Origin of the sequence: Staphylococcus sp. GDB20D11A, from assembly GCF_016893255.1 — a bacterium.
Classification (GTDB): domain Bacteria; phylum Bacillota; class Bacilli; order Staphylococcales; family Staphylococcaceae; genus Staphylococcus; species Staphylococcus aureus.
In genome coordinates this window covers 168,852-191,512 of the sequence record NZ_JAFEPJ010000001.1, presented here as the reverse complement: position 1 = coordinate 191,512, position 22,661 = coordinate 168,852, and the positions used below count along the sequence as shown (strand labels likewise).

At 33.0% G+C, this 22,661-nt stretch carries 23 protein-coding genes and 1 riboswitch; of the genes, 9 read left to right on the top strand and 14 right to left on the bottom strand.

The genetic code is table 11. From position 1 onward, the window contains the following. Window positions 1-328: 328 nt before the first annotated feature. The 5 genes from JV528_RS01000 to JV528_RS00980 all read right to left on the bottom strand — a co-directional run bounded on the left by JV528_RS01000 (window position 329) and on the right by JV528_RS00980 (window position 4,659). A complete protein-coding gene (locus JV528_RS01000; RefSeq protein ID WP_204177136.1) occupies window positions 329-1,270 on the bottom strand; it encodes a superantigen-like protein SSL4 in 942 nt (313 codons plus the stop codon). Between the two features lie 108 nt (window positions 1,271-1,378). Continuing rightward, a complete protein-coding gene (locus JV528_RS00995; RefSeq protein ID WP_014532570.1) occupies window positions 1,379-1,516 on the bottom strand; it encodes a hypothetical protein in 138 nt (45 codons plus the stop codon). Between the two features lie 118 nt (window positions 1,517-1,634). Beyond that, entirely contained in the window at window positions 1,635-2,705 is a 1,071-nt protein-coding gene (locus tag JV528_RS00990) for a superantigen-like protein SSL3 (protein ID WP_000784039.1), read from the bottom strand. 290 nt (window positions 2,706-2,995) lie between these two features. Then, window positions 2,996-3,691 carry a superantigen-like protein SSL2 gene (locus tag JV528_RS00985; protein ID WP_179358848.1) on the bottom strand — a complete coding sequence of 232 codons (696 nt, stop codon included), beginning with the start codon at window positions 3,689-3,691 and terminating at the stop codon, window positions 2,996-2,998. 287 nt (window positions 3,692-3,978) lie between these two features. Further along, complete coding sequence (locus JV528_RS00980) at window positions 3,979-4,659, bottom strand: superantigen-like protein SSL1 (protein ID WP_000668991.1); 681 nt, start codon at window positions 4,657-4,659, stop codon at window positions 3,979-3,981. 472 nt (window positions 4,660-5,131) lie between these two features. Between JV528_RS00980 and JV528_RS00975 the strand changes: the two genes are divergently transcribed. Further along, the gene (locus tag JV528_RS00975; RefSeq protein ID WP_001024389.1) at window positions 5,132-5,977 is read left to right on the top strand and encodes an SDR family oxidoreductase; all 846 of its coding nucleotides are present in this window, start codon (window positions 5,132-5,134) and stop codon (window positions 5,975-5,977) included. Window positions 5,978-5,995: 18 nt separating this feature from the next. Further along, complete coding sequence (locus tag JV528_RS00970) at window positions 5,996-6,355, top strand: DUF1304 domain-containing protein (RefSeq protein ID WP_065315815.1); 360 nt, start codon at window positions 5,996-5,998, stop codon at window positions 6,353-6,355. 253 nt (window positions 6,356-6,608) lie between these two features. Here the strand turns inward: JV528_RS00970 and JV528_RS00965 are convergent, their stop codons facing one another. The 3 genes from JV528_RS00965 to JV528_RS00955 all read right to left on the bottom strand — a co-directional run bounded on the left by JV528_RS00965 (window position 6,609) and on the right by JV528_RS00955 (window position 8,433). Continuing rightward, window positions 6,609-7,298 carry an NYN domain-containing protein gene (locus JV528_RS00965; RefSeq protein WP_000416469.1) on the bottom strand — a complete coding sequence of 230 codons (690 nt, stop codon included), beginning with the start codon at window positions 7,296-7,298 and terminating at the stop codon, window positions 6,609-6,611. Window positions 7,299-7,496: 198 nt separating this feature from the next. Then, the gene (locus JV528_RS00960) at window positions 7,497-7,979 is read right to left on the bottom strand and encodes a 2-thiouracil desulfurase family protein (protein ID WP_065315814.1); all 483 of its coding nucleotides are present in this window, start codon (window positions 7,977-7,979) and stop codon (window positions 7,497-7,499) included. A 46-nt stretch (window positions 7,980-8,025) separates the two neighbouring features. Then, entirely contained in the window at window positions 8,026-8,433 is a 408-nt protein-coding gene (locus JV528_RS00955; protein WP_065315813.1) for a YjdF family protein, read from the bottom strand. Between the two features lie 361 nt (window positions 8,434-8,794). On the opposite strand from JV528_RS00955, the gene JV528_RS00950 reads away from it, so the two are divergent. The 3 genes from JV528_RS00950 to JV528_RS00940 all read left to right on the top strand — a co-directional run bounded on the left by JV528_RS00950 (window position 8,795) and on the right by JV528_RS00940 (window position 11,496). Next, window positions 8,795-8,947 carry a hypothetical protein gene (locus JV528_RS00950; protein ID WP_000248840.1) on the top strand — a complete coding sequence of 51 codons (153 nt, stop codon included), beginning with the start codon at window positions 8,795-8,797 and terminating at the stop codon, window positions 8,945-8,947. A gap of 931 nt (window positions 8,948-9,878) precedes the next feature. Continuing rightward, window positions 9,879-10,583: a type II toxin-antitoxin system PemK/MazF family toxin gene (locus JV528_RS00945; RefSeq protein WP_000041873.1), complete on the top strand. Its 705-nt coding sequence runs from the start codon at window positions 9,879-9,881 to the stop codon at window positions 10,581-10,583. Window positions 10,584-10,974: 391 nt separating this feature from the next. Beyond that, window positions 10,975-11,496 carry a hypothetical protein gene (locus JV528_RS00940; RefSeq protein WP_000551597.1) on the top strand — a complete coding sequence of 174 codons (522 nt, stop codon included), beginning with the start codon at window positions 10,975-10,977 and terminating at the stop codon, window positions 11,494-11,496. 112 nt (window positions 11,497-11,608) lie between these two features. Here JV528_RS00940 and guaA read toward each other — a convergent pair whose 3' ends face one another. From guaA to xpt, 4 genes are read right to left on the bottom strand one after another with little or no spacing between them, the layout of a single operon-like run. Continuing rightward, a complete protein-coding gene (gene guaA / locus JV528_RS00935) occupies window positions 11,609-13,150 on the bottom strand; it encodes a glutamine-hydrolyzing GMP synthase (protein WP_000424963.1) in 1,542 nt (513 codons plus the stop codon). Window positions 13,151-13,174: 24 nt separating this feature from the next. Beyond that, window positions 13,175-14,641 (bottom strand): IMP dehydrogenase, encoded by a 1,467-nt coding sequence (guaB, locus tag JV528_RS00930; RefSeq protein ID WP_000264071.1) that lies wholly within the window; start codon window positions 14,639-14,641, stop codon window positions 13,175-13,177. A gap of 37 nt (window positions 14,642-14,678) precedes the next feature. Then, complete coding sequence (gene pbuX, locus JV528_RS00925; RefSeq protein WP_204177132.1) at window positions 14,679-15,947, bottom strand: xanthine permease PbuX; 1,269 nt, start codon at window positions 15,945-15,947, stop codon at window positions 14,679-14,681. Then, a complete protein-coding gene (xpt, locus tag JV528_RS00920; protein WP_000421410.1) occupies window positions 15,947-16,525 on the bottom strand; it encodes a xanthine phosphoribosyltransferase in 579 nt (192 codons plus the stop codon). Before xpt ends, pbuX begins: the two co-directional genes overlap by 1 nt. Before the next feature lie 230 nt (window positions 16,526-16,755). Next, window positions 16,756-16,858, bottom strand: a riboswitch (purine riboswitch). A 179-nt stretch (window positions 16,859-17,037) separates the two neighbouring features. Between xpt and JV528_RS00915 the strand changes: the two genes are divergently transcribed. The 3 genes from JV528_RS00915 to JV528_RS00905 all read left to right on the top strand — a co-directional run bounded on the left by JV528_RS00915 (window position 17,038) and on the right by JV528_RS00905 (window position 19,324). After that, window positions 17,038-17,445, top strand: a complete 408-nt coding sequence (locus JV528_RS00915; RefSeq protein WP_000763772.1) for a general stress protein — start codon at window positions 17,038-17,040, stop codon at window positions 17,443-17,445. 142 nt (window positions 17,446-17,587) lie between these two features. Continuing rightward, window positions 17,588-18,250: a hypothetical protein gene (locus JV528_RS00910; protein WP_000394705.1), complete on the top strand. Its 663-nt coding sequence runs from the start codon at window positions 17,588-17,590 to the stop codon at window positions 18,248-18,250. 117 nt (window positions 18,251-18,367) lie between these two features. Then, window positions 18,368-19,324, top strand: coding sequence for a prolipoprotein diacylglyceryl transferase (locus tag JV528_RS00905; protein ID WP_065315812.1), 957 nt, complete (start codon window positions 18,368-18,370; stop codon window positions 19,322-19,324). Between the two features lie 792 nt (window positions 19,325-20,116). On the opposite strand, the gene JV528_RS00900 is transcribed toward JV528_RS00905, so the two are convergent. Continuing rightward, window positions 20,117-20,215: a hypothetical protein gene (locus JV528_RS00900; protein ID WP_041201245.1), complete on the bottom strand. Its 99-nt coding sequence runs from the start codon at window positions 20,213-20,215 to the stop codon at window positions 20,117-20,119. 84 nt (window positions 20,216-20,299) lie between these two features. On the opposite strand from JV528_RS00900, the gene JV528_RS00895 reads away from it, so the two are divergent. Next, window positions 20,300-21,688 (top strand): L-cystine transporter, encoded by a 1,389-nt coding sequence (locus JV528_RS00895; RefSeq protein WP_204177130.1) that lies wholly within the window; start codon window positions 20,300-20,302, stop codon window positions 21,686-21,688. 79 nt (window positions 21,689-21,767) lie between these two features. On the opposite strand, the gene nfsA is transcribed toward JV528_RS00895, so the two are convergent. Further along, window positions 21,768-22,523: an oxygen-insensitive NADPH nitroreductase gene (gene nfsA / locus JV528_RS00890; RefSeq protein WP_204177129.1), complete on the bottom strand. Its 756-nt coding sequence runs from the start codon at window positions 22,521-22,523 to the stop codon at window positions 21,768-21,770. Window positions 22,524-22,661 lie beyond the last annotated feature (138 nt).

Sequence of the window (22,661 nt, the reverse complement as noted above, 5' to 3'; positions counted from 1 at the left end):
CGCTTACGTCTATTGAATCATACAGCTTTATTATAATTGGCGTATTTGACCTTTCACATTAAACCATCTTTAATAATCATTGAATCATTATTAAGTAAATTAAGGAATCTATAATGTTCGTTAAATAAAAATGATCCCGTTGTGCTACACACCCGATAGATAGGGATTTACAGATAAATTCAGGACTCTTCCACGTCATATATGGACCCATCGAAAATTCGGGTTCTCAAATCATCGAACATAACAAAAGAAGCTAAGCAACATGTAGGCCGTTGTCACTTAACTTCTTGTTTTTCCGATGACAGCTTCTATTTAGAGAATGTCATGATTATTTTATATTCACTTCAATGTTATCAATATTAGTGGCATCTATGACATCTGCCATGCGATTTTCTTGTAATTTTTTGTGTAGTTCAAACGTGTACTTTCCACCGTTTTTCATTTTAATAACAATTTTACCTGAACCAACGTTACCGTACAGATTATGATTTTCAATAAGTTGTTTTCTCAATTTAAAATCAAGTTCTTTCAAGGAAATCTGCTCTTTAGTAATCTTGAATTCTGAAACATCATGAGAGATTATACCTTTATTATCTTCCTTAGTAATTCTTACTCCTGCTTTGTGATCAACTTTTTTACTATTACTCTTTGTGATACCACCGACAGAATATTTTTCCAGATTGTAATTATTTTCTTCTAAAACGACAAATACATCGACATTCCTATGTACTCCTTCACCATATTTTTTATCATCTTTACCAACTAAAGCAATTTTATATATGAAATAATCTGGAACAATATTCATAAATCTTATTGTCGTCCATTTTTTTAAAATAATACCAATCTCATTTTTAAATTCTAAACTTGGTTTCGTATAATACGCTCTTAAACCTTTAAATTTAGGATTTATTTCTGTTGGTACTTGTTTTGTGGTTGGCGATTGCGGTGTTTCCACTTTAGTTGAAGACGGTGTTGTCGCATTTGGTGTTTGTTTTGGTGCTTCCACTTTAGTTGAAGACGGTGTTGTCGCATTTGCTGCTTGTTGCGGTGCTTCCACTTTAGTTGAAGATGGTGTTGTCGCGTTCGGTGTTTGTTGCGGTGTTTCCACTTTAGTTGAAGATGGTGTTGTCGCGTTTGCGGCTTGTTGCGGTGCTTCCACTTTAGTTGAAGATGGTGTTGTCGCATTTGCGGCTTGCGTTGTCGTTGTGATTACACCTGTTGTTAAAAGCCCTAGTGCTAAACTTGTTTTAGCAATTGTTGTTATTTTCATAGTTGTATGCTCCATTCGTAATTATTAGATTTGTTCGATTACATTCATTGAATCATACAGCTTTATTATAGATGGCGTATTGCTCCATTCACATTAAACCTTGTTTAACTATATTTGAATCATCGTTAAGTAAATTAAGAAACCCATAATGTTCGTTAAATAAAAATGATTTTGATGTGATTCAACACTTGGCACATTTGAGGTTTCGTCACTTTTAAGACATAGAAATGCCACTTTTACAAACAAATGAATATTCGTCTTTTTACATCATTGCGCATAATAAAAGAAGCTAAGTAACATGTAAACCATTGTCACTTAACTTCTTGTTTTACCGATGTCAGCTGCTATTTAGAGAACGTCATGATTATTTTATATTCACTTCAATTTTATCAATATTTGTACCTTCTATGACATCTGCCATACGATGCTCTTGCAGTTTTTTGTGTAATTCAAACGTATACTTCCCACCTTTTTTCATTTTAATAACGATTGTTCCTGAACCCATGTTACCGTAAAGATTATGTTTTTCAATAAGTTGTTTTCTCAATTTAAAATCAAGCTCTTTCAAGGAAATCTCTTCCTTAGTAATCATGTATTCTGAAACATCACGTGAAATCATACCTTGATTATCTTTTTTAGTAACGCTTAATTCTGCTTTGTGATCAACTTTTTTACTATTAGTCTTCGTGATGCCACCGACAGAATATTTTTTCAATTGATATTTATTGTCTTCTAAAACGATAAATACATCGATATTATCGTAAGGTCCATCTTTATATTTTTTCTCATCTTTTCCAACTAAAGCTATTTTATAGATGAACCTATTTGGAATAACATTCATAAACCTAACCGTCGTCCATGGTTTGAGCATAAATCCAAACTGCTTTTCAAATTCAAAACTCGGTTTCATATAATACGCTCTTAAATCTTCATATTTAGGAGTTATAACTGTTTGTGCTTGTTTTATGGTTGGAGATTGTGGTGTGTCTGATTTAGTAGATTGCATTGGTTGTGGCGTGTTTGTTGATGGAGGTATTGTCACTTTAGTTTTCGGCGTTGTGGATTCGGTTGTCGTTTGTGATTGTTCTTGTTTAGGCGCTGGCGTTGCTGATATATTAAGCGATTTCTGCGCTTCTTGTTTAGGTTGTGATATTTTTTCTTTTTTGGAAGTTGAAGTTTTTTCCTCATTAGTATTTGGTGCCTTTTCGAGTTTAGGCGTGCGTTCTTGTCTTGTGTTAGCTGCTTGTGTTGTCGCTGTATTTGCACCTGTTGTTATGTTTATCATTGCTAATCGCTCTGCTTTAAGCGTTGGTACTTTGTCAACTTTAGTTGATTGTACTTTTTCTGCTTTGACCGATTGCGTCGTTACTGTAATTGCGCCTGTTGTTAAAAGCCCTAGTGCTAAACTGGTTTTAGCAATTGTTCTCATTTTCATAATTGTATGCTCCAATCTATATTATATTCGATTGTCTTTTTACGTAATTTGAGTCATACAACATCATTATAGATGGCGTTCTAAGATAATCACATTAAACCCCTTTTAACAATTATTGAAGTATTATTAAGTAATTTAAGCAAAAAATAATGAGTGATTATGAGATTAATATAGCGCTTCTATGTGCCTTTGAAATGATTTTTAAGCATTAAAAAGAAGTTAAGCAACGTTTGATTGTCACTTAACCTCTCTATTTCAATTTCAACTTATTTCGTCGTCAAGTATGTGTGTTATGCTTTTCTAACTTTGATTTCAATTCTATCAATATCTGTGACATTGATAACATCGGACATACGGTCTTCTTGTAACTTTTTATCCAATTCAAATGTATACTTTCCATAGTATTTCTTTTTGACGGTAATTTTCCCTGTACTCATTTCACCGTAAAGACCATAATTATCAATAAGGTATTTTCTTAATTTAAAATCAATCTCTTTCAATGACATTGCTTCTTTATCTATTTTAAATGGGAAAAAGTCATAATCATATTCACCAATATGATCTGCTTTAATAACTCTTGCTTCTGCTATTAGGTCGACAGCTTTATCGTTTGCACTAGTGATACCGCCAATCGAGTACTTTGCACCTTCAAATCTCTTATCCTCATTAACGTAAAATATATTAAGATTACGATGTACACCCGTATGATAATGTTGCTTATCTTTGCCAATTAAAGCAAGATTATTAACAGAATTACCATCTATGATATTCATAAATTTAATACTTAGTTGAATGAAACTGATATAACCTGTCACATTTTTATATTCAATACTAGGTTGAGTATAATAAGCTTTTAATTTTTTGCTATTTTCACTTATTACAATAGGTTTCTTTTCGGCATGAACTGGTTTTTCCGTTGTAGTGTTTACACCTGTTGCTAATATTCCTAATAACAAACTTATTTTTGCAATATTTTTCATTTTCATAGTTGTATGCTCCAATCTATTATAATTAGATTGTTTTATTACGTAATTTGAACCATACACCCATATTATAGGAGCTGTATTCAGATATTCACATTAACCTGTTTTTAACTATTCATAAAATATGATTAAGCTATTTAAGCAAAAGATAATGAGTACTGCGTGTGATTGCGTGTGTTGTCAGGTAACTTTGACCCTCAAAAAAAGAAGCTAAGCAACAGTACGTCGCTTAACTTCCATAGTTTCCATAACAAGCACTATTCAACATAGCGCTTTGCTGTTAGAATGTATTATTTAATTTCTACTAGAATTTTATTAATCTTAGTGCCGTCGATTGACTCACCCATACGTTCTTTTTCAAGTTTTTGACTTAAATCGATAGTATGTGTTGTGCCATCATTCATTGTAATTGTAATTTGACCTTGTTTAAGACCATTTGAATACAAGCCACTTTGACTAATTAATTGCTTTCTTAATTTAAAATCAAGTTCTTTTAGCGAAATGTCTTCTTTATAAATTTGGTATAGACTACTTTGTGGTTCTTCTTTACCTTTCTTGATTTCAAGGATTGGTGTGTGTATATAGTCATAATACACTCCTCTATTAGTTTTTGTTACGCCACCAATCGAATGATTATCAGCTTGTCTACCATTTCCTTCTCTAACGACAAACACATCTATATCTGGGTTAACTTCTTCATTATATTTATCTTTATCAGAACCAACTAAAGATATTTTATTATATTGTCCATTGTATATAAAATCAATGAATCTATCTTTACCTTCAATAAATCCATATCCAGTTACTTTTTTATATTCAAAACTTGGTCCATTATAATAAAGTTTTAAATCAGCCTCACTTTGTTGTTTTACTTCTGTTTTCGCATGTACTGGTTGTATATTCGACGTAATTACACCTGTTGCTAACATTCCCAATGCTAAACTTGCTTTTGCTATCGCTTTAAATTTCATAATTTTTAGCCCCAATCTATTTAAATTTGATTTTTCAATTACGTAATATGAACAATCTACCTACATTATATTGAGGCACTATTCCCTTTCAAATTAAACCTCATTTAACTAAAATTGAATCATTGTTAAGGTAATTAATAAAATGCTAACTGTTATTAATCAATTCTTATCCTACGAGACTCTTTTTTTATACAATTCACACTTTATACCATTTTTATTTTAAAAACTGTAAAACTTTCAGACACAAAAATGACACCATATCGTCGCAGTACCATGTCAAAATTTTCAAAGCTCATGGTGACACATATCAACTAAAACGCGTCATTACAGTGTTTTTAACATTAATAACATATACGTATTTACTATACACGGCGATAATAAATACAGATTACAATTTTTTATAAAATCAAATGTTTTGAAAATCATCGAATAAGTATTATGTTATGTATATAAAGATTAGGAGATGAAGTGAATGAATATTATGTTAACAGGTGCTACAGGTCATTTAGGCACACATATTACAAATCAAGCCATTGCAAATCACATAGATCATTTTCACATTGGTGTTAGAAATGTTGAGAAAGTTCCAGAAGATTGGCGTGGAAAAGTTTCTGTTCGACAATTAGATTATTTTAATCAAGAAAGCATGGTAGAAGCATTTAAAGGAATGGATACCGTTGTGTTTATTCCAAGTATTATCCATCCATCATTCAAACGTATTCCTGAAGTGGAAAATTTAGTATATGCGGCAAAGCAAAGTGGCGTTGCTCATATCATTTTCATAGGTTATTACGCAGATCAGCATAATAATCCATTCCATATGAGTCCTTATTTTGGTTATGCAGCACGTCTATTGGCAACAAGTGGCATTGACTATACGTATGTAAGAATGGCAATGTACATGGATCCACTTAAACCATATTTACCAGAATTGATGAATATGCACAAACTGATTTATCCAGCTGGTGATGGTCGTATTAATTATATTACTAGAAATGATATTGCTAGAAGTGTCATTGCTATTATTAAAAATCCAGATACTTGGGGCAAACGTTATTTATTATCAGGCTACAGTTATGATATGAAGGAACTTGCTGCTATTTTATCTGAGGCATCAGGCACAGAAATTAAATATGAACCCGTTTCATTAGAGACATTTGCAGAAATGTACGATGAACCTAAAGGCTTTGGTGCATTATTGGCATCAATGTACGACGCAGGAGCAAGAGGGCTATTAGACCAAGAATCCAATGATTTCCAACAATTAGTCAATGATCAACCACAGACACTGCAATCATTTTTACAAGAAAATATTTAATACTAAAGGAGCGTTACAGTGAATATCATCTCGACAATTTTAGTCATATTTGTAGCAATAGAATTTTTCTATATTATGTACCTTGAAACGATTGCTACAACTTCAAGAAAAACAAGTGAAACATTTAGTATTAGCGTTAGCAAATTGAAAGACAAAAATATTAACGTACTTTTGAAGAATCAAGGCGTATATAACGGTTTAATCGGAGTTTTGCTAATATACGGTTTGTTTATCAGCAGTAATCCAAAAGAAATATGCGCAGCTATTTTAGTGTATATCATTGGCGTTGCTATTTATGGTGGCCTTTCAAGCAATATTAGTATCTTTTTCAAACAAGGCACATTGCCAGTATTGGCACTCATATCAATGCTTTGGTAAGTATTGGTGTTTAGGGGGTTGGAGATGTAGTCCGGGGTTGAGGATTTGAGCGATTTGGGTGATTAAGGTGTGGACTTTAGACTCAGAGTATTTCATCCTAATTATTTCAAGTAGAGGTGACAGTTGCGTTGCCTCTCTTTCTATATAGAAAAATTATTTAATGAAGAAAACCCATATCTGTTTTAATTTTTAGCTGATAAATACTGATAGCTATAAACGTCCGTAAAGTAGAAGGTGCGTTTTAAAAAAATTATTATTTAAATAGTTGATTTAAATAAAATTTAAATTTTTCATCACAAGTACGCCTACCATCAATGTGTAATGACAAGTTGTTTCTAATATCTGCCCCTAAAGAATCTAATACAAAATCAATTCCTTCTGTTCTTGCTAGTTTAGCAGCAGGTACAAAATCGCTATCACCAGCTATTAATATAATTTTATCTACTTGGTGTTTAAATGATAATGAAGCTATGTCTAAACCTATTTTCATATCAACACCTTTTTGTTGTAATGAGAGGGAAAAATCTTTTTCTTTCAAATCATTTAAATCGATACTTCCATTTAATAATTTTTTTGTAATAGAGTATTTTAAGTTGTATTCAACTGAATACTCACTCAACTCTCCTAACCTCAATGCTACCTTTCTTTTTTTGCTCATTTCTTTGAAAAAGTCTTCTGTCCACTTTTTCGTATCAGTATTGGAAAAATTTACATTCTTTTTTAATAAGGGGTGATAAACTATCTTATCAATAGGAGGACAATCATAGTAAAATATTCTGTATAATTTATTATATATTTCTTCTTTGAAATGTGTCTCTTTTAAGTGTCTATTGCAATAACTATATAACTCGTCAGCTCTTTCTTTCGCTGTAACTTTTCCGTAGACTTTTGCGCTTATCTTTCTATAGTATCCACCATCTACTAAAATGGCTACTTTTTCCATTACATCACTCCTTTATATCAAAAAATCCATGATTTCGAAATTCCCGTATGGTGGGGTTCCTACTCTCATAGATCTGTTAACAAAATTATCTGTACCTATATATTATCACAACTTGAATATACTTTCAACTATTTTAGAAATATTTTATAAAGTATCTCACAACTTAAATGTTTGGTTTATTACGTATATTCTCAATACTTACTTTTCATGTACTATCGTTTCAATCATTTTTTGGTCAAAAAACGTATTTTCATCATAAACGTTTATACCTTCATTAATGAGTGAAGCAGTCACTACACCTACACCCTTTTTCTTATTTCCTGTAAAGTTTCCATCATATATCTCTTGAGATCCACAAGATGGACTATTTGCTTTTAAAATAACTGTATCACATTGATATTTTTTCAAAATTTTTAGCGTAACTATCGCTCCATGTTTATAATCGTCAGTTACGTCTTTGTTAGAAATAGTAACAACCTTTGCAGCGTTATTCCACACATCAAAACCATCTCCACCAATAATTTCTGCAGGTTCTCTAGGAATTAACAATCCACCAAGCAATTCTGGACATGCGTGAATAGCTTTTCCGCTGTCTATTAATTTTTTCAATCTAACATCCAATTGATTGCCACCATCGTATCTTACATTTTCGCCTATCAAACACGAACTAATTAAAATCATCCCAACCACCTATAAATCATTTTGCTTTAATTTATTTGTCGTATTGCTAATGCCCCTTATGCTTCTCTTTTGCTTTAACCTTTTTAATTTCTCTTTTTCTTTTTTGAAATGCATCACGTTTTTCTTTATAGTGCTTCCGCTTTTGCTTTTTCTTTAATTCTAATTCTTCCTTAATAGCTATTTGTGCTTGGGTAGAGTATTTAGGTTTCTTTTGCTCCTTAGCAATTTGTCTTTGTAGCTTTTTCGGATTTACTTTTCTAGATTTATTTTTTGTATAAACAATAGTTTGCACATCATCAATCATTTCCACTAATTGATGATGAATAAAATCCAATACCTCTATATCATCAGGTTCATTCCCAAATGTGTATTGGATAAATTTAGATTTATTTTCCATTCTATATTCTACTAATGCTACAAAAAATTGCCCATTGTAAAAAATAGATAGCTCCATGCTATCCCTCCTCTAGTTTAATTAGAAATGACGGATGACCCGAGGAGGAAGGTTACTGACAGTTTTAAAACTGCATTGGGACTACCAACCCAATTGTGTTTTTACACTTCTATATACAGAATATATGCCACAACGTTCCATGTAAACTGTATTTTTAAAATATGCATTACAGAACTTAAATGATAATAATGCTAACAATTTATTCAAATGGAAATAAGTACAAGATATTAGTGTTTATTAGCATTGCATAATGCTTTCAAACAAACTATTTGGTAACAATAAGAAACTATTTACACAACCTATTTTGTATAGTAAAATTATTTTATAATATTAAAAACAAAATGCATAAGGAGTGATTGTCATGGTACCAGAAGAAAAAGGTTCTATAACTTTGTCAAAAGAAGCAGCTATCATTTTTGCAACTGCAAAATTCAAACCATTTCATAATAGAATTAAAAATAACCCACAAAAAACAAATCCATTTCTTAAATTACATGAAAACAAAAAATCTTAATCATTTTATTTATAGCATTTCTGATCTCAGAAATTTAATAAAGGACAACGCCCTCTTTCATAACTATATAAGTCAAGAAACCAAGAAATTCCAATCATCTTTAAACCCTTCAATAGCACATTTCCTAAAACATAAACCAATAACAATGAACGATCAAAATTCCATACGTACTTATGATGTGTCAGTGAATCGTCTACACTTAATTGAACAAATTCTATGAGAATAGATATTGTTAAATTAAGAAAGTAGTCAATTTTATTATGACAAAAGAAAGAAGAACATTTAGTTCAGAGTTTAAGTTACAAGTGGTTAGATTATATGAAAATGGTAAGCTTAAGAATGAAATTATACGGAGTATGATTTAAAACCCTCAATTTTCTCAAATTCGATAAAACAACACCAAAATACTGGATCCTTCAATCATCAAGATAATTTAAAAAGTGGTGAAAAAGAGTTAATAAAATTACGCAAAGAAATTCAACATTTAAAAATGGAAAATGATGTTTTAAAGCAAATTTTAGAGTTGATTTAGAAACTGAACTTTTTAAAGATACATTACTTGAAGATTCTAATTTATCTGATTATATAAAGAACCAACTTCCAACGATATGGAGAGACTAAGAAATAGTTTAAATTTATTTAATTTCAATAAAAACTCATAATAATATTTAAGTAAGTTAGATTGCTTTTAGTATTAGGAATTCACTTATAATTAGATGTTCAATATAGGTTTTTTCACACATACATGAACTATAAAAAGCGAATAAATAGGAGGTCATTGCGAAATTTGCTAAATACAAAATTGATGAGTTCCACTTAATAAAAATTGTTGGTTTTATAGTAACATCTATTTTCGTATTATTCATGTTAATTTCAGTGCTAATAATGCTGATATCAAAGAAGAATAAATTGATTAGGAGAACACTATTTAATGTCTAAAAATATCAATCAAGCAAATAGTAAATTAAATACGTCAAACAAAAAACTAAAACAAGCTTATTCAAAATCCGATAGTAAAAACTTGAAAGTTATATACATGCCTCATTGGCTAGAGTTTTATTCAATTGCTATACATAGCGATGTTACAAGCAATAAAAAAAGATATTATAAATCATATAGTAGAGGAACAGTGGTATATGTAAAACTAGGGAGTAATATTGGAAGTGAGTTTTCTGGTAATCATTTTTGTGTAATATTAGATAACAAAGACAATAAAGGAAAAGAAACAGTTACAATAGTTCCACTTTCTTCCAAAGGTAATAAAAATTATTTGAAGTTAAACGAATCGGTGCTAAATCTAACAGCAACAGATTTAAAAAAACAGATTATCGATATCAGTATTAAAGTACAAGCATTAGCCCAAAAATATAGAGATATTGACATTAAACTTAGCACAGAAGATAAAAAGCTTTTGTCTAACTTAAATCAAAAAGCTAATGAACTGTATAGAGTGATAGGTGTTTATTCCAAGCACAAAGGGAAAGATACATACGTTAATATATCAGCAATTACAACAATAAGCAAAAGACGTATAAGCAAAATAAATGATTCTGATCCTACTGGAACGATAATAATTTCAGAAGATGACATGAATGAAATCGAAAAGCAATTAAAGATAAAGTTCTTTTCTAATTGAATTGTAATATTACATCTGATATAATTGATTTACAAATTCCCGGTAACCATTCCGGCTTCATTCTCTTGAAGAATGACATATTCTCAGCGTTTTAGCTGAAGGTCAGATGATACGTCATCTGGCCTCTTTTTTTATATAAATGCCCTTTAAGTGAAATATACAACAATCTGCAACCAATATAGACATCACAAAACACACAATAAATTACACAATGTGTTATAAGCCACATGTCACTATTATCGTAGCTAGCTGAGTCACTCAAAACGAATACGGAACGCGTTGGTTATTCCAATCATAATATTACTCTTCAAATACACAGCCCTGTATCCGAGTAAATAGATAGAGATTTGAACAAATGAAAACAATCAACTAATGGAAAGGATAAAATATTATGCACAACAAAAAACTGAAAGATTTTATAGGTAGCGATAAACGGATGGCTTTAGTAAAGGGTTATATTAACGAGTATAAATTAACAACTGTTTTAAGAGCTTTAAATAATTCCGATTACACAAAAGGGACGATACACACTCGTTCAATAGGCAACCTAAAACAAATAGTAGATAATCGAATTATTCCTAAAAATATAACTCAAAACACAATCTTCAAATTGAGTAATTTAACCTTAGAGGTTAACCTCTATGAAAGAAACACAATTTATCACGGAGACTTTGCTATTTACTATCCTGTAGAATCTGCTCTAATAATAGAAACAGATACTCCTAGGCTAATTAATCATATAAATAACAACCCAGTCCAAAAAATATTTATAATAACAACAAATGACTGGAGCTTTAATACACTTGAATTAGAAAAAATAGTAGACGAAACTATAATTTATGATTTAAAACAAGAAGATCCTAAACAATATGAAATTTTATATAAAAATAAACACGGAAAATTGCCTTATTGATGAATTAAAACGCAAACTTAGAACACCTTACCCCTTTTCCGTCCTTATTGTAATTTTCCAACTACTCAAATTAAAAACCACCCGTGTAAACAGGTGGTTTTATTATATATAATTATTCCCACTCAATTGTGCTTGGTGGTTTTGATGTAATGTCATAAACTACGCGGTTAACGTGGTCTACTTCGTTTACGATACGACTTGAAATCTTTTGTAAGACTTCCCAATCGATGCGTGCAAAGTCACTTGTCATGCCGTCGATAGATGTTACTGCACGAATACCTACTGTGTGATCATACGTACGGTAGTCTCCCATAACACCTACTGATTGAATGTTTGGTAACACTGTGAAGTATTGCCAAATTTCTCTTTCAAGACCTTCTTCTCTAATCACTTGGCGTAAAATCGCGTCTGATTCTCTAACGATTTCTAGTTTATCTTCAGTAATTTCTCCAAGTACACGAATACCAAGACCAGGTCCTGGGAATGGTTGTCTCCACACTAAATGTTCTGGAATACCTAGTTCAATACCTAATTTACGTACTTCATCTTTAAACAATGTATTGATTGGTTCGATTAATTCGAATTCCATGTCTTCTGGTAATCCACCAACATTGTGGTGTGATTTGATTGTTTGTGCTGTCTTAGTACCTGATTCGATGACGTCTGTATATAGTGTTCCTTGCGCAAGGAAGTCTACACCTTTGAGTTTTGATGCTTCATCATCAAACACATATACAAATTCATTACCAATGATTTTACGTTTTTGTTCAGGATCTGAAACACCTTTTAATTTATTCATAAAGCGATCTTTCGCATTAACACGAATAATATTCATGTTGAAACCTTCACCGAATTGCTCCATAACCATGTCGCCTTCACCTTTACGAAGTAAGCCATGGTCTACAAAGATACATGTTAGTTGATCACCAATTGCTTTATGCAATAGTACAGCTACAACAGATGAATCTACGCCGCCACTCATTGCACATAATACACGACGGTCTCCTACGCGTTGACGAATCTTTTCAATTTCGATTTCGATAAAGTTTTCCATTGTCCATTGACCTTTACAATCACAAACACGACGGACAAAATTATTTAATAAATCATTACCATATTCTGTATGACGTACTTCTGGATGGAATTGAACACCATAAATGCGACGTTTCTTATCTTCGATTGCTGCATAGTCTGTGCTTGGGCTATCAGCGATAACTTCAAAGCCTTCTGGAATTTCAATAACTTTATCAGAATGACTCATCCAAACTGTTTGTTCTGCTGGTAAGCCAGCGAATAACTCATCTGACTTCGCATTAATGATTGCTTTACCGTATTCACGTTCATTGGCACGTTCAACTTTACCACCTAATAATTTAGTAGTTAATTGCATGCCGTAACAAATACCAAGTACTGGAATTCCTAAATTATATATTTCCGGATCAATTGTAAATGAACCTTCTTCATAAACTGAATTTGGACCACCTGATAAGATGATACCTTTTGGATTCATTTTCTTAATTTCTTCAATTGAAATTTCATGATCGTGTAATTCACTATAAACGCCCATTTCACGAATTCGGCGTGTAATTAATTGGTTGTATTGGCTACCAAAGTCTAAGACAAGGATTAACTCTTGTTCTTTTGCCATTTCCATATTTGTCGTTCTCCTTTATCTTAATTAGAATGAGTAGTTCGGTGATTCTTTCGTAATTTGAATATTATGTGGATGGCTTTCTGCTAAACCAGCAGGGCCCATACGTGTAAATTGTGCTTCTTCGCGTAATTCTCTTAAATCGTGTGAACCAGTATAACCCATACCAGCACGCACACCGCCCATTAATTGGTAAATTGTATCTTGTAACGCACCTTTATATGCCGTACGTCCTTCGATACCTTCAGGAACAAATTTCTTAGGCGCTTTGTCCTCTTGGAAGTAACGGTCATTTGAACCTTTTTCCATCGCACCTAAAGAACCCATACCGCGGTATACTTTATATTGTCTACCTTGGAAAATTTCTGTTGCGCCTGGACTTTCTTCAGTACCTGCTAATAAGCTGCCTAACATAACCGCATGTCCACCAGCAGCTAATGCTTTAATGATATCTCCTGAGAATTTAATACCGCCATCAGCAATGATAGCTTTACCATGTTTGCGTGCTTCAGTTGCACAATCATAAATTGCTGTAATTTGTGGTACACCAACACCTGCTACAACACGTGTCGTACAAATTGAACCTGGGCCAATACCAACTTTAACAATATCTGCACCCGCTTCAAATAAATCCTTTGTTGCTTCTGCAGTTGCTACGTTACCTGCTACTAATGTGATTTCTGGGTAAGTCTTCTTAATATGTTTCACTTGATCGATAACGCCTTTAGAGTGACCATGTGCTGTATCGATAACTAAGACATCCACACCTGCTTCGACTAATTTTTGAGCACGAATATCAGTGTCTTTTGAAATACCGATTGCTGCGGCTACAAGTAGACGACCATGTTCATCTTTTGCTGCATTAGGGAATTCGATAACTTTTTCAATATCTTTAATAGTAATAAGACCTTCTAGACGTCCGTCTTTAACTAATGGTAACTTTTCAATCTTATGTTTTTGGAGAATTTTTTCTGCTTCTTCAAGTGTTGTATTCACTGGAGCTGTAATTAAATTTTCTTGCGTCATTACATCTACAATTTTAATTGAGAAGTCTTCAATAAAACGTAAGTCGCGGTTTGTTAAAATACCTACTAAGTTGCGATCTTCTTTATTATCAACAATTGGTACACCTGAAATACGGTATTTACCCATTAATGCTTCCGCTTCATAAACACTTTCTTCTGGTGTTAAGAAAAATGGGTTTGAAATGACACCATTTTCTGAGCGTTTTACTTTTTGAACTTCGTCCGCTTGTTCTTCAACGCCCATATTTTTATGAATAACACCTAAACCACCTTGACGAGCCATAGCAATCGCCATTTTAGATTCAGTTACAGTATCCATACCAGCAGAAATAACTGGAATATTTAATTTAACTTTGTCTGATAATTGTACGCTTAAATCAACGTCTTTCGGTAAAATATCAGATTGTGCTGGAATTAATAACACATCATCAAACGTTAATGATTCTTTTGCAAATTTACTTTCCCACATTAAAAACAGCCTCCATTTTTCAAATTAATTAGTTATATTATTTCACATTTTCTTCCGTTTGTTTATACTTTATTCCATTAAAAAAGAAATTAAGAATAATTGCAGAGATTGCGCCTAAAACAATTCCGTTTTGAGTCAACCATGCAAATTGTTCACCTAAACCTTTAAATGCTTGTGGTACAGCGCTTATACCAGTACCTAATCCTACTGATACAGCGATAATTAATAAATTATTTTGATTTTTAAAATCGATATGTCCTAATATACTAACACCATATGCCATTACCATGCCAAACATAGCTATCATCGCACCGCCTAACACAGGTAGCGGTATGATATTTGCTAATGCGCCAAGCTTAGGTATACAACCACATATAAGTAATAACACGACCATGCCGTATATAACATTGTTTTTCTTAGCGCCGGATAAAGAAACAAGTCCTACATTTTGCGAATAGGCTGTATACGGAAATGAATTGAATATAGAACCTAACACTATCGCTAGACCTTCCGCAGTATAACCTTTACGAAAATCTTTTCTTTCTAACTTCTTACCGGTAATTTCACTTAACGCATGATAGACACCTGTCGACTCAATTAAACTAACGATAGTTACAATAAAGAACACTAACGTCGATGTCACATCAAAGCTAAATCCTGAGAATCTAAACGGCACTGGGATGCCTAACCAACCGGCATGATTGACTTGATTAATATCGACCATCCCAAGTAAGCCAGCACCTATCGTTCCTAAAACGAGTCCAATTAATATGGCAATACTCTTAATAAATCCAGTTGTGAATCTTTGTAAAACAAGAATAATGATTAATGTCATTAAACCTAACAAAATGTTCTTAACATCTCCATAGTCCTTTGCACCTTGACCTCCAGCTAAGTAATTCATTGCTACTGGCATTAAATTGATACCAATGATAGTAACAACACTACCCGTTACTACTGGTGGGAAGAATTTTACAAGATGGGAAAAGAATGGCGCGATGATAATAACTAATATCCCTGATAAAAATAGCGAACCGTAAAGTACATCTATTCCTTTCGTTTGACCAATTAAAATCATGGGCGCAACAGCCGTGAATGTACATCCAAGAACGATCGGTAATCCTGTTCCCGTTACTTTATTGGCTTGTAAAAATGTGGCAACCCCACACATAAATATATCTACTGTAACTAAGTAAGCGATTTGTTCAGGTGTAAACTTCAAACTTGTACCAACAATGATTGGAACTAAGATGGCACCTGCGTACATAGCTAAAAGATGTTGAACACTTAGGATTAAATTTTTCATTATTCTTCTCCCACCAATGTCACTTTATTTCCTTCTAGTGAAGCAACCTTGCAGAGAGAAGAAACTGTTAAACCTGCTTCTTCTAAACGTTGATGTCCATTTTGAAAACTCTTTTCAACAACAATACCAATACCAGCTGTCTTAGCATTCGCTTGCTGTGCGATATCGTATAACCCTAATGAAGCATCACCATTTGCTAAAAAGTCATCGATGATAAGTACAGTATCTTCTTCTGATAAAAATTCTTTTGAAACAATGACCGTACTTGTTTTATTTTTAGTAAATGAATGAATAGATGTTTCATAATAACCATCCGTCAAAGTGCTAGGTTTTGCTTTTTTCGCAAATAAACATGGCACATCAAAATGCAGTGCAGCCATGATTGCTGGTGCGATACCGGAAGCTTCAATGGTTAAGATTTTAGTAATCCCTTTATCTTTAAATTGCTCGTAAAAAGTGCGACCAACTTCATTCATTAACTTTGCATCAATTTGATGATTTAAAAATCCATCGACTTTTAAAATCTTCTCATCAATGACAACGCCGTCTTCCTTTACTTTTTGTCCTAGTAACTCCACTCTTAAAACCTCCTCAGATTTGTGTGAAACATTTTGCTCTTAAATTGGTGCTAGATACAAAAAAATCCCCAAACTAAATAATAGTTTCAGGGTTTATGAGTGAACGAACATGCATCACGTATTGGTCATGCAATCAATGTAAAAGAAGTTTCATCAAATAAACTGTGACCATCATATAAAATGATATAAATCACCCATCATGGTTACAATTTAATGGCTGAAGCTACTCCTAGTATTGTGTTGTTACTCATAGTCATGTCGTTCAAGGCAACATGGTAGAAACTTCTAAAGCCATATTCTTTAGATTATATGAGTTTATGTAAATTATTTAACGATAATAGCAAATTTTCGGCATTTTTTCAATAACTGCTTAGGTAATCTTTTAATAGTTTTATAAATGTACAGAGACGTTTAATGCGAATGAAGACTTATAACTTAATAATGTAAGGGTTTTACTTTATAATAAGAAGGGTAAAAGATTAAATAAACAAATTTTTAAAGGGGCGACAACTATGGCAGATATTACTGTAGTAAATGACACTGGCGAATTATACAACGTAATCAATCAAAAGAAATCTGAAGGTTATTTAGAATCAGAGCTAACAATTATTAGTAAAAGTAAATTACACCTAAATGACTTACACGACTCTGAAATCTCACTTATCTCAACAAGTGGAACATTTAGTGATAGAATGACTAAACTGTTAACTGGGGAAGACGGTGAGCACGCCGTTTTATCACGATACAATTTAACGCCTGATGAATTAGAAAAATATAAACAACTTATTTTAGACGATAACATGTTAGTTGTTGGCGTTCGCGATCGTTCATCTCACCAAGAAGTACTGGAAAATAATTCAGCTTATGAAGAAGTTGATATTACACATTTTGCCGAAGCATCTAAAGGTCCCAAAGCTTAGTTATCACACTGAATTCAAAATGAGATTACTGTACTGTCTAATTTAAGATAGTACAGTTTTTTATACCATTTAAAAGTTTATGAACAGTCTTTTACAGCAGGCGATTATGCTATAATATTATTTAAATTGGGGAGGTGTTCTTATGGAATTTAAAACCATTCAATCTGTCAAAGATCCACATTACAACGAAGCACTTAAACTTTACGATACTAAGTTAAATTTATCTTTAACTGAAGATAAACGTATCATCAAACGCTCATTAGAAAACAACAAAACTGAAAACGATTATGTCTTTATAGTAGGCTTAGAAAACGATGTTGTTGTCAGTCTAGCAACTGCACATTATGAAGCCACAACCAATTCAGCATTTTTAATTTATTTATTCGCAAAAGACCTACCCAACCATGATGAGTTAATGACACAAACATTACATCAAATTGAACATGAACTAAACTTATTATCAAACCTTGTTCATTCTAGAAGTATTAACTTTTTAATGATGGAAGTCCCTAAAGAACCTGCAGATTTAACACAAAATAATGGGCTCATTATTGAACACCGTAGACAGTTTTTATACGAACATCAATTTGAAAGACAAACTGAAATTGATTACATTCATCCAACTAATGATGGTCACACTAAAAAAGTCGACCTATTTTTAAAGAAGAATATTAAACTGACAAAGGATATCTACGGTACAAGTGTTAAATCTAATTATATTTTGAAGTATGTATTTGCCAATGGTATCGCACGTGAAATTATTTATGCTTTATTAGAAGAAATGGATTTACGTAAACCATTTTAAACAAACTTGAAATCACTAACAATAACGTTTAAACTATGTATGAAGCAAGACTGACGTTTCACTGCCCGTAGACAAACGTCAGTATACATAAAGTATATGCAGAAAGGACTTTAAAGTATGTTAACTAAAGAATTTGCACAACGCGTAGAACTAAGTGAGAAGCAAGTCCGTAAAATTGTTCAACATTTAGAAGAACGTGGTTACCAACTAAGCAAGACTGAATATCGTGGTCGTGAAGCAACTGATTTCAAAGAAGAAGATATCGAGCTTTTCAAAGACATTGCCGACAAAGTAAAACAAACAAATAGTTATGATCTAGCGTTTGATGAATTAGAAAAAGAAAAAGACTTCCTGCAAGTCATTGTCAAAAACGATGACAAAAACTTACCTACTAATCAAAATGTCGCTCAACTAGTAGAAGATTTACGTCTAGAAATCCAGAAAATGCGCGAAGAACGTCACCTACTTGGTCAAATGATGAATCAAGTACATCAGCAACAACAAGAATTAAAAGAACTTCAAAATCAACTTACAACTAAAATCGATTCAAATAGCGAATCCTTAAAAGCCATCCAAACATCACAAGAGGCTATCCAAGAAGCACAAGCATCTCAAGCAAAAGTATTAGCTGAATCAACAAATAAAGTTGAAAGTTATGCTGTTACTGAAGATAAAGCTGACAGCAAAGATTCAAAAGTTGCTGGAGTGAATACATCAACAGACGCCAAGACGGATACTAAAGCAGAAAATGCAGGCGATGGCACCGCTACTAAAGTAGATAAAGAGGATCAAATTTCTGCAACTGAAGCAATAGAAAAAGCCAGCGTTGAGCAGTCTAAAAATGACAAAGCAGCTGAGACTTCAAATAAAGAAGCTACAGTAGATGCAGAAGCGCAACATGATGCTGAACAACAAGTAGCAGAAGCCCATGCAGAAGCTTCTAAACAAGCTACTTCGAACGATTCATTGGAAGCGAAAGCAGAAAATGACAGCAAAGCTTCACAGGCTGAAATGGCAGAACCTAAACCTCAAGAAGAGAAAAAAGGTTTCTTCGCACGTTTATTCAACCTGTAAACTTGTGATTTGAACACAAGTTTAAGACTCAGTAATATATAGCTATGATTTAAATCTGATCTTTTATAAACCTATAGAACTGTAATTTATTTTCAAATTTAATACTCAATTCATAAAACCTGAAACAAGCTGATATACTCCTTTCAATATCTACTTTGAAGAGAGCATATCAAACTAATTTGTTTCAGGTTTTTTAATTATTCATTATGATTAATATTGAATTTTGAATAAATTTTTGTAGTATGTTACTTTTAAAAGGGATGGCTTCTGTGTACTCCTAAATAGATTCATCTTAATAAGCCCATTCAATTTAAATGTTTGGCTTTGTTAGTAACTGAAGAATCGCACAAGTGCACACTCATATTCACATTTACTACAAACGCCTTTTTGCTCAAACAAAAATATTTGTTTACGGTAGCTTTTGAACTACCACCTGCACACACGAACCCTCAAAAGATGCTAATTTTGATTCGACAGAATTTTTTACAACGTGTTTGTTCGAAGCGTCTTTTCCAGGTTGATCATTTATTATCTTTTCATTCAATAAATATGAGGTTAGCAATTTTTATCAAACCGCCATAGCCACATCTCGATTCAAGGATACATTTGTTTTCTCAAATCTTATCTCTCATGACAGTGCACGATATATATCTTTTCCAAATATTCATCACTTTTTTCCCGTTAAAATCATTTCTAGTATTAACACTGTAATGACAACTTATTTAATTTATTGCATTTAATACCTTGCTTCATTTTCAAATATTAACTTTAATCGACTAGCTCACAACGCTATTAACCCTTTTCACCTTTCTCTACTGAATTCAAAACGATTTGTTTACAAATTCCCTTATGCCAACGGTCGAATTTCATCATGTTTACATTTAATTGCAAATGCCCTCTTGAAATATTTTAAAATTAATATTATTCTTAGCATACTAGTCGGAATTATATTCAAAAATTTGAGGAGTGACGTTCATGAATGCTTTTCTTACACTGATTAATATTATTGTATTGATGATTTTCATCGTAATATTGCACATGATGGCTCGTAAACATATATCTTTTGCGAAACGTGTGTTTACAGCTTTAGGTATCGGCATTGTATTTGGCGTGTTACTACATCTTGCCTATGGCACACATTCTAATATTATTACATCAACAAGTGACTGGTTCAACATTGTCGGACAAGGTTACGTTGCTCTGTTGCAAATGATTGTGATGCCTTTAATTTTCATTTCTATTGTCGCTGCATTCACTAAAATTCAAATCGGAGAAAAGTTTGCTAAAATTGGTAGTCTCATTTTTATCTTTTTAATCGGCACTGTCACGATTGCTGCGATTGTAGGAGTTGTGTATGCCTTGGTGTTTGGTTTAGACGCATCAACAATTAATCTTGGCAACGCTGAACAAGCACGTGGAAGCGAAATTGCTAAACAAGCAAAGGATTTAACAGCACATACGTTACCACAACAAATTTTGGAATTATTGCCTAAAAATCCATTCTTAGATTTCACTGGACAACGTGCAACTTCCACTATTGCTGTCGTGATATTTGCTTCGTTTATAGGATTTGCTTATTTACGCGTAGCACGCAAACAACCTGATCATGGTGAATTGCTTAAGCGTGCGATTGACGCTATCTATTCACTAGTAATGGCGATTGTGACGTTCGTCTTACGTTTAACGCCATACGGTGTATTAGCAATTATGGCCAACACGTTATCGACAAGTGACTTTGGCGCCATTTGGACTTTAGGAAAATTCTTAATCGCATCGTACGCTGCATTAATTACGATGTATATCATTCACTTAATTATTTTAAGCCTGTTAGGCATTAGCCCTATTCGCTATATTAAAAAGACTTTGGAAGTATTAATCTTTGCATTCACATCACGCTCAAGCGCAGGTGCTTTACCACTGAATGTACAAACACAAACAAGACGTCTAGGCGTGCCAGAGGGTATTGCCAATTTCGCTGCGACATTTGGATTGTCGATTGGACAAAATGGTTGTGCAGGCATTTATCCTGCCATGCTTGCAATTATGGTCGCACCCGTCGCTAATGTAGAAATTGATTTACAATTTATTGTAACGTTAATCGCTGTCGTGATTATTAGTTCATTCGGCGTTGCTGGCGTCGGTGGCGGGGCTACATTTGCATCCATATTGGTGTTGTCAACGTTAAACTTGCCAGTCGCTTTAGCCGGCGTGCTCATCTCCGTTGAACCCTTGATTGACATGGGTAGAACAGCATTAAACGTGAACGATTCAATGCTAGCTGGTACAGGTACCGCCAAGTTAACTAAACATTGGGACAAAGATACTTTCGAATCAAATGATAATGCTGCATTAACTTCACACTAATTCATTGCAAGAAATACCCGCCCCCTCTAGCTATACTTATCATTTTAAGCTAGAGGGGGCGGGTTATTTTGGTGTCTTGCTATCGCTGTATTAAGCCTGATTTTTGCAATTGTTCTAACATATCTAATCTTGCTTTGTTTCCTAGGAACATCTCAATTTGCTGCGACCATGTTTCTTTGCGATTCCCGTTTGTACGTTGATCATAGTACTCACTGATTGTCTGATCGTAATCTGCCATTTGTGCATACTGTGTTTCCTTATCAGCATGATACTTATTATGATGGAAGACATGGTCAAATGGTAATCGTGGCTTGGCTGCACCATTTTCGTCATCTGCGGGTTCCCCTACTGCCATACCAAATACCGGGAAGACATAGTCAGGTAAGTCTAAAATTTCTCGAACTCGTTCAACATCATTTCTTAATGATCCTAAAAAGACAATGCCATACCCCATATCTTCAGCAGTTACCGCAATATTTTCGGCAACTAATGCTGCATCGATTGCACCTACTAGCAAACCTTCCGTTGAACCATATGCATTTTCCATATCAGTTTCAGCATGTTGATCAACTAAATGATGATGATAATAATCAATAACAAAGACGAATAAATAGCCATTTTCTACAACATAAGGTTGACCAGAAACTTCTCGTAAATTTTCTTTAATCTTCTCATCGTCGATACCAATAATTGAGTATGCTTGTAGGAAACTTGACGTCGAAGCGCTTTGTCCAGCTTCTACCAATTTCTTAACAACGTCTTCACTTAAAGGTTTATTCTTAAATTTTCTAACAGAATGATGCTTTTTCACAAGATTATATACATGATCTGACACGTTATCCACTCCTCGATACTTTACAGTTAATTAAAAATCTTCATATTGCAATTGTACACGTCCAAACTTTTTTATAGCAATTATTTGCTTATAAGTTAATAATCGAACTTTCGAAAATATTGTCTCGTACTTAAAAAA

Coding starts and splice junctions, on each gene's coding strand:
- JV528_RS01000 (WP_204177136.1), bottom strand. CDS start 1,270: ATGAAAATAACAACAATTGCTAAAACAAGTTTAGCACTAGGGCTTTTA.
- JV528_RS00990 (WP_000784039.1), bottom strand. CDS start 2,705: ATGAAAATGAGAACAATTGCTAAAACCAGTTTAGCACTAGGGCTTTTA.
- JV528_RS00985 (WP_179358848.1), bottom strand. CDS start 3,691: ATGAAAATGAAAAATATTGCAAAAATAAGTTTGTTATTAGGAATATTA.
- JV528_RS00980 (WP_000668991.1), bottom strand. CDS start 4,659: ATGAAATTTAAAGCGATAGCAAAAGCAAGTTTAGCATTGGGAATGTTA.
- JV528_RS00975 (WP_001024389.1), top strand. CDS start 5,132: ATGAATATTATGTTAACAGGTGCTACAGGTCATTTAGGCACACATATT.
- JV528_RS00965 (WP_000416469.1), bottom strand. CDS start 7,298: ATGGAAAAAGTAGCCATTTTAGTAGATGGTGGATACTATAGAAAGATA.
- JV528_RS00960 (WP_065315814.1), bottom strand. CDS start 7,979: ATGATTTTAATTAGTTCGTGTTTGATAGGCGAAAATGTAAGATACGAT.
- JV528_RS00955 (WP_065315813.1), bottom strand. CDS start 8,433: ATGGAGCTATCTATTTTTTACAATGGGCAATTTTTTGTAGCATTAGTA.
- JV528_RS00950 (WP_000248840.1), top strand. CDS start 8,795: ATGGTACCAGAAGAAAAAGGTTCTATAACTTTGTCAAAAGAAGCAGCT.
- JV528_RS00945 (WP_000041873.1), top strand. CDS start 9,879: ATGTCTAAAAATATCAATCAAGCAAATAGTAAATTAAATACGTCAAAC.
- JV528_RS00940 (WP_000551597.1), top strand. CDS start 10,975: ATGCACAACAAAAAACTGAAAGATTTTATAGGTAGCGATAAACGGATG.
- guaA (WP_000424963.1), bottom strand. CDS start 13,150: ATGGAAATGGCAAAAGAACAAGAGTTAATCCTTGTCTTAGACTTTGGT.
- guaB (WP_000264071.1), bottom strand. CDS start 14,641: ATGTGGGAAAGTAAATTTGCAAAAGAATCATTAACGTTTGATGATGTG.
- pbuX (WP_204177132.1), bottom strand. CDS start 15,947: ATGAAAAATTTAATCCTAAGTGTTCAACATCTTTTAGCTATGTACGCA.
- JV528_RS00915 (WP_000763772.1), top strand. CDS start 17,038: ATGGCAGATATTACTGTAGTAAATGACACTGGCGAATTATACAACGTA.
- JV528_RS00910 (WP_000394705.1), top strand. CDS start 17,588: ATGGAATTTAAAACCATTCAATCTGTCAAAGATCCACATTACAACGAA.
- JV528_RS00905 (WP_065315812.1), top strand. CDS start 18,368: ATGTTAACTAAAGAATTTGCACAACGCGTAGAACTAAGTGAGAAGCAA.
- JV528_RS00895 (WP_204177130.1), top strand. CDS start 20,300: ATGAATGCTTTTCTTACACTGATTAATATTATTGTATTGATGATTTTC.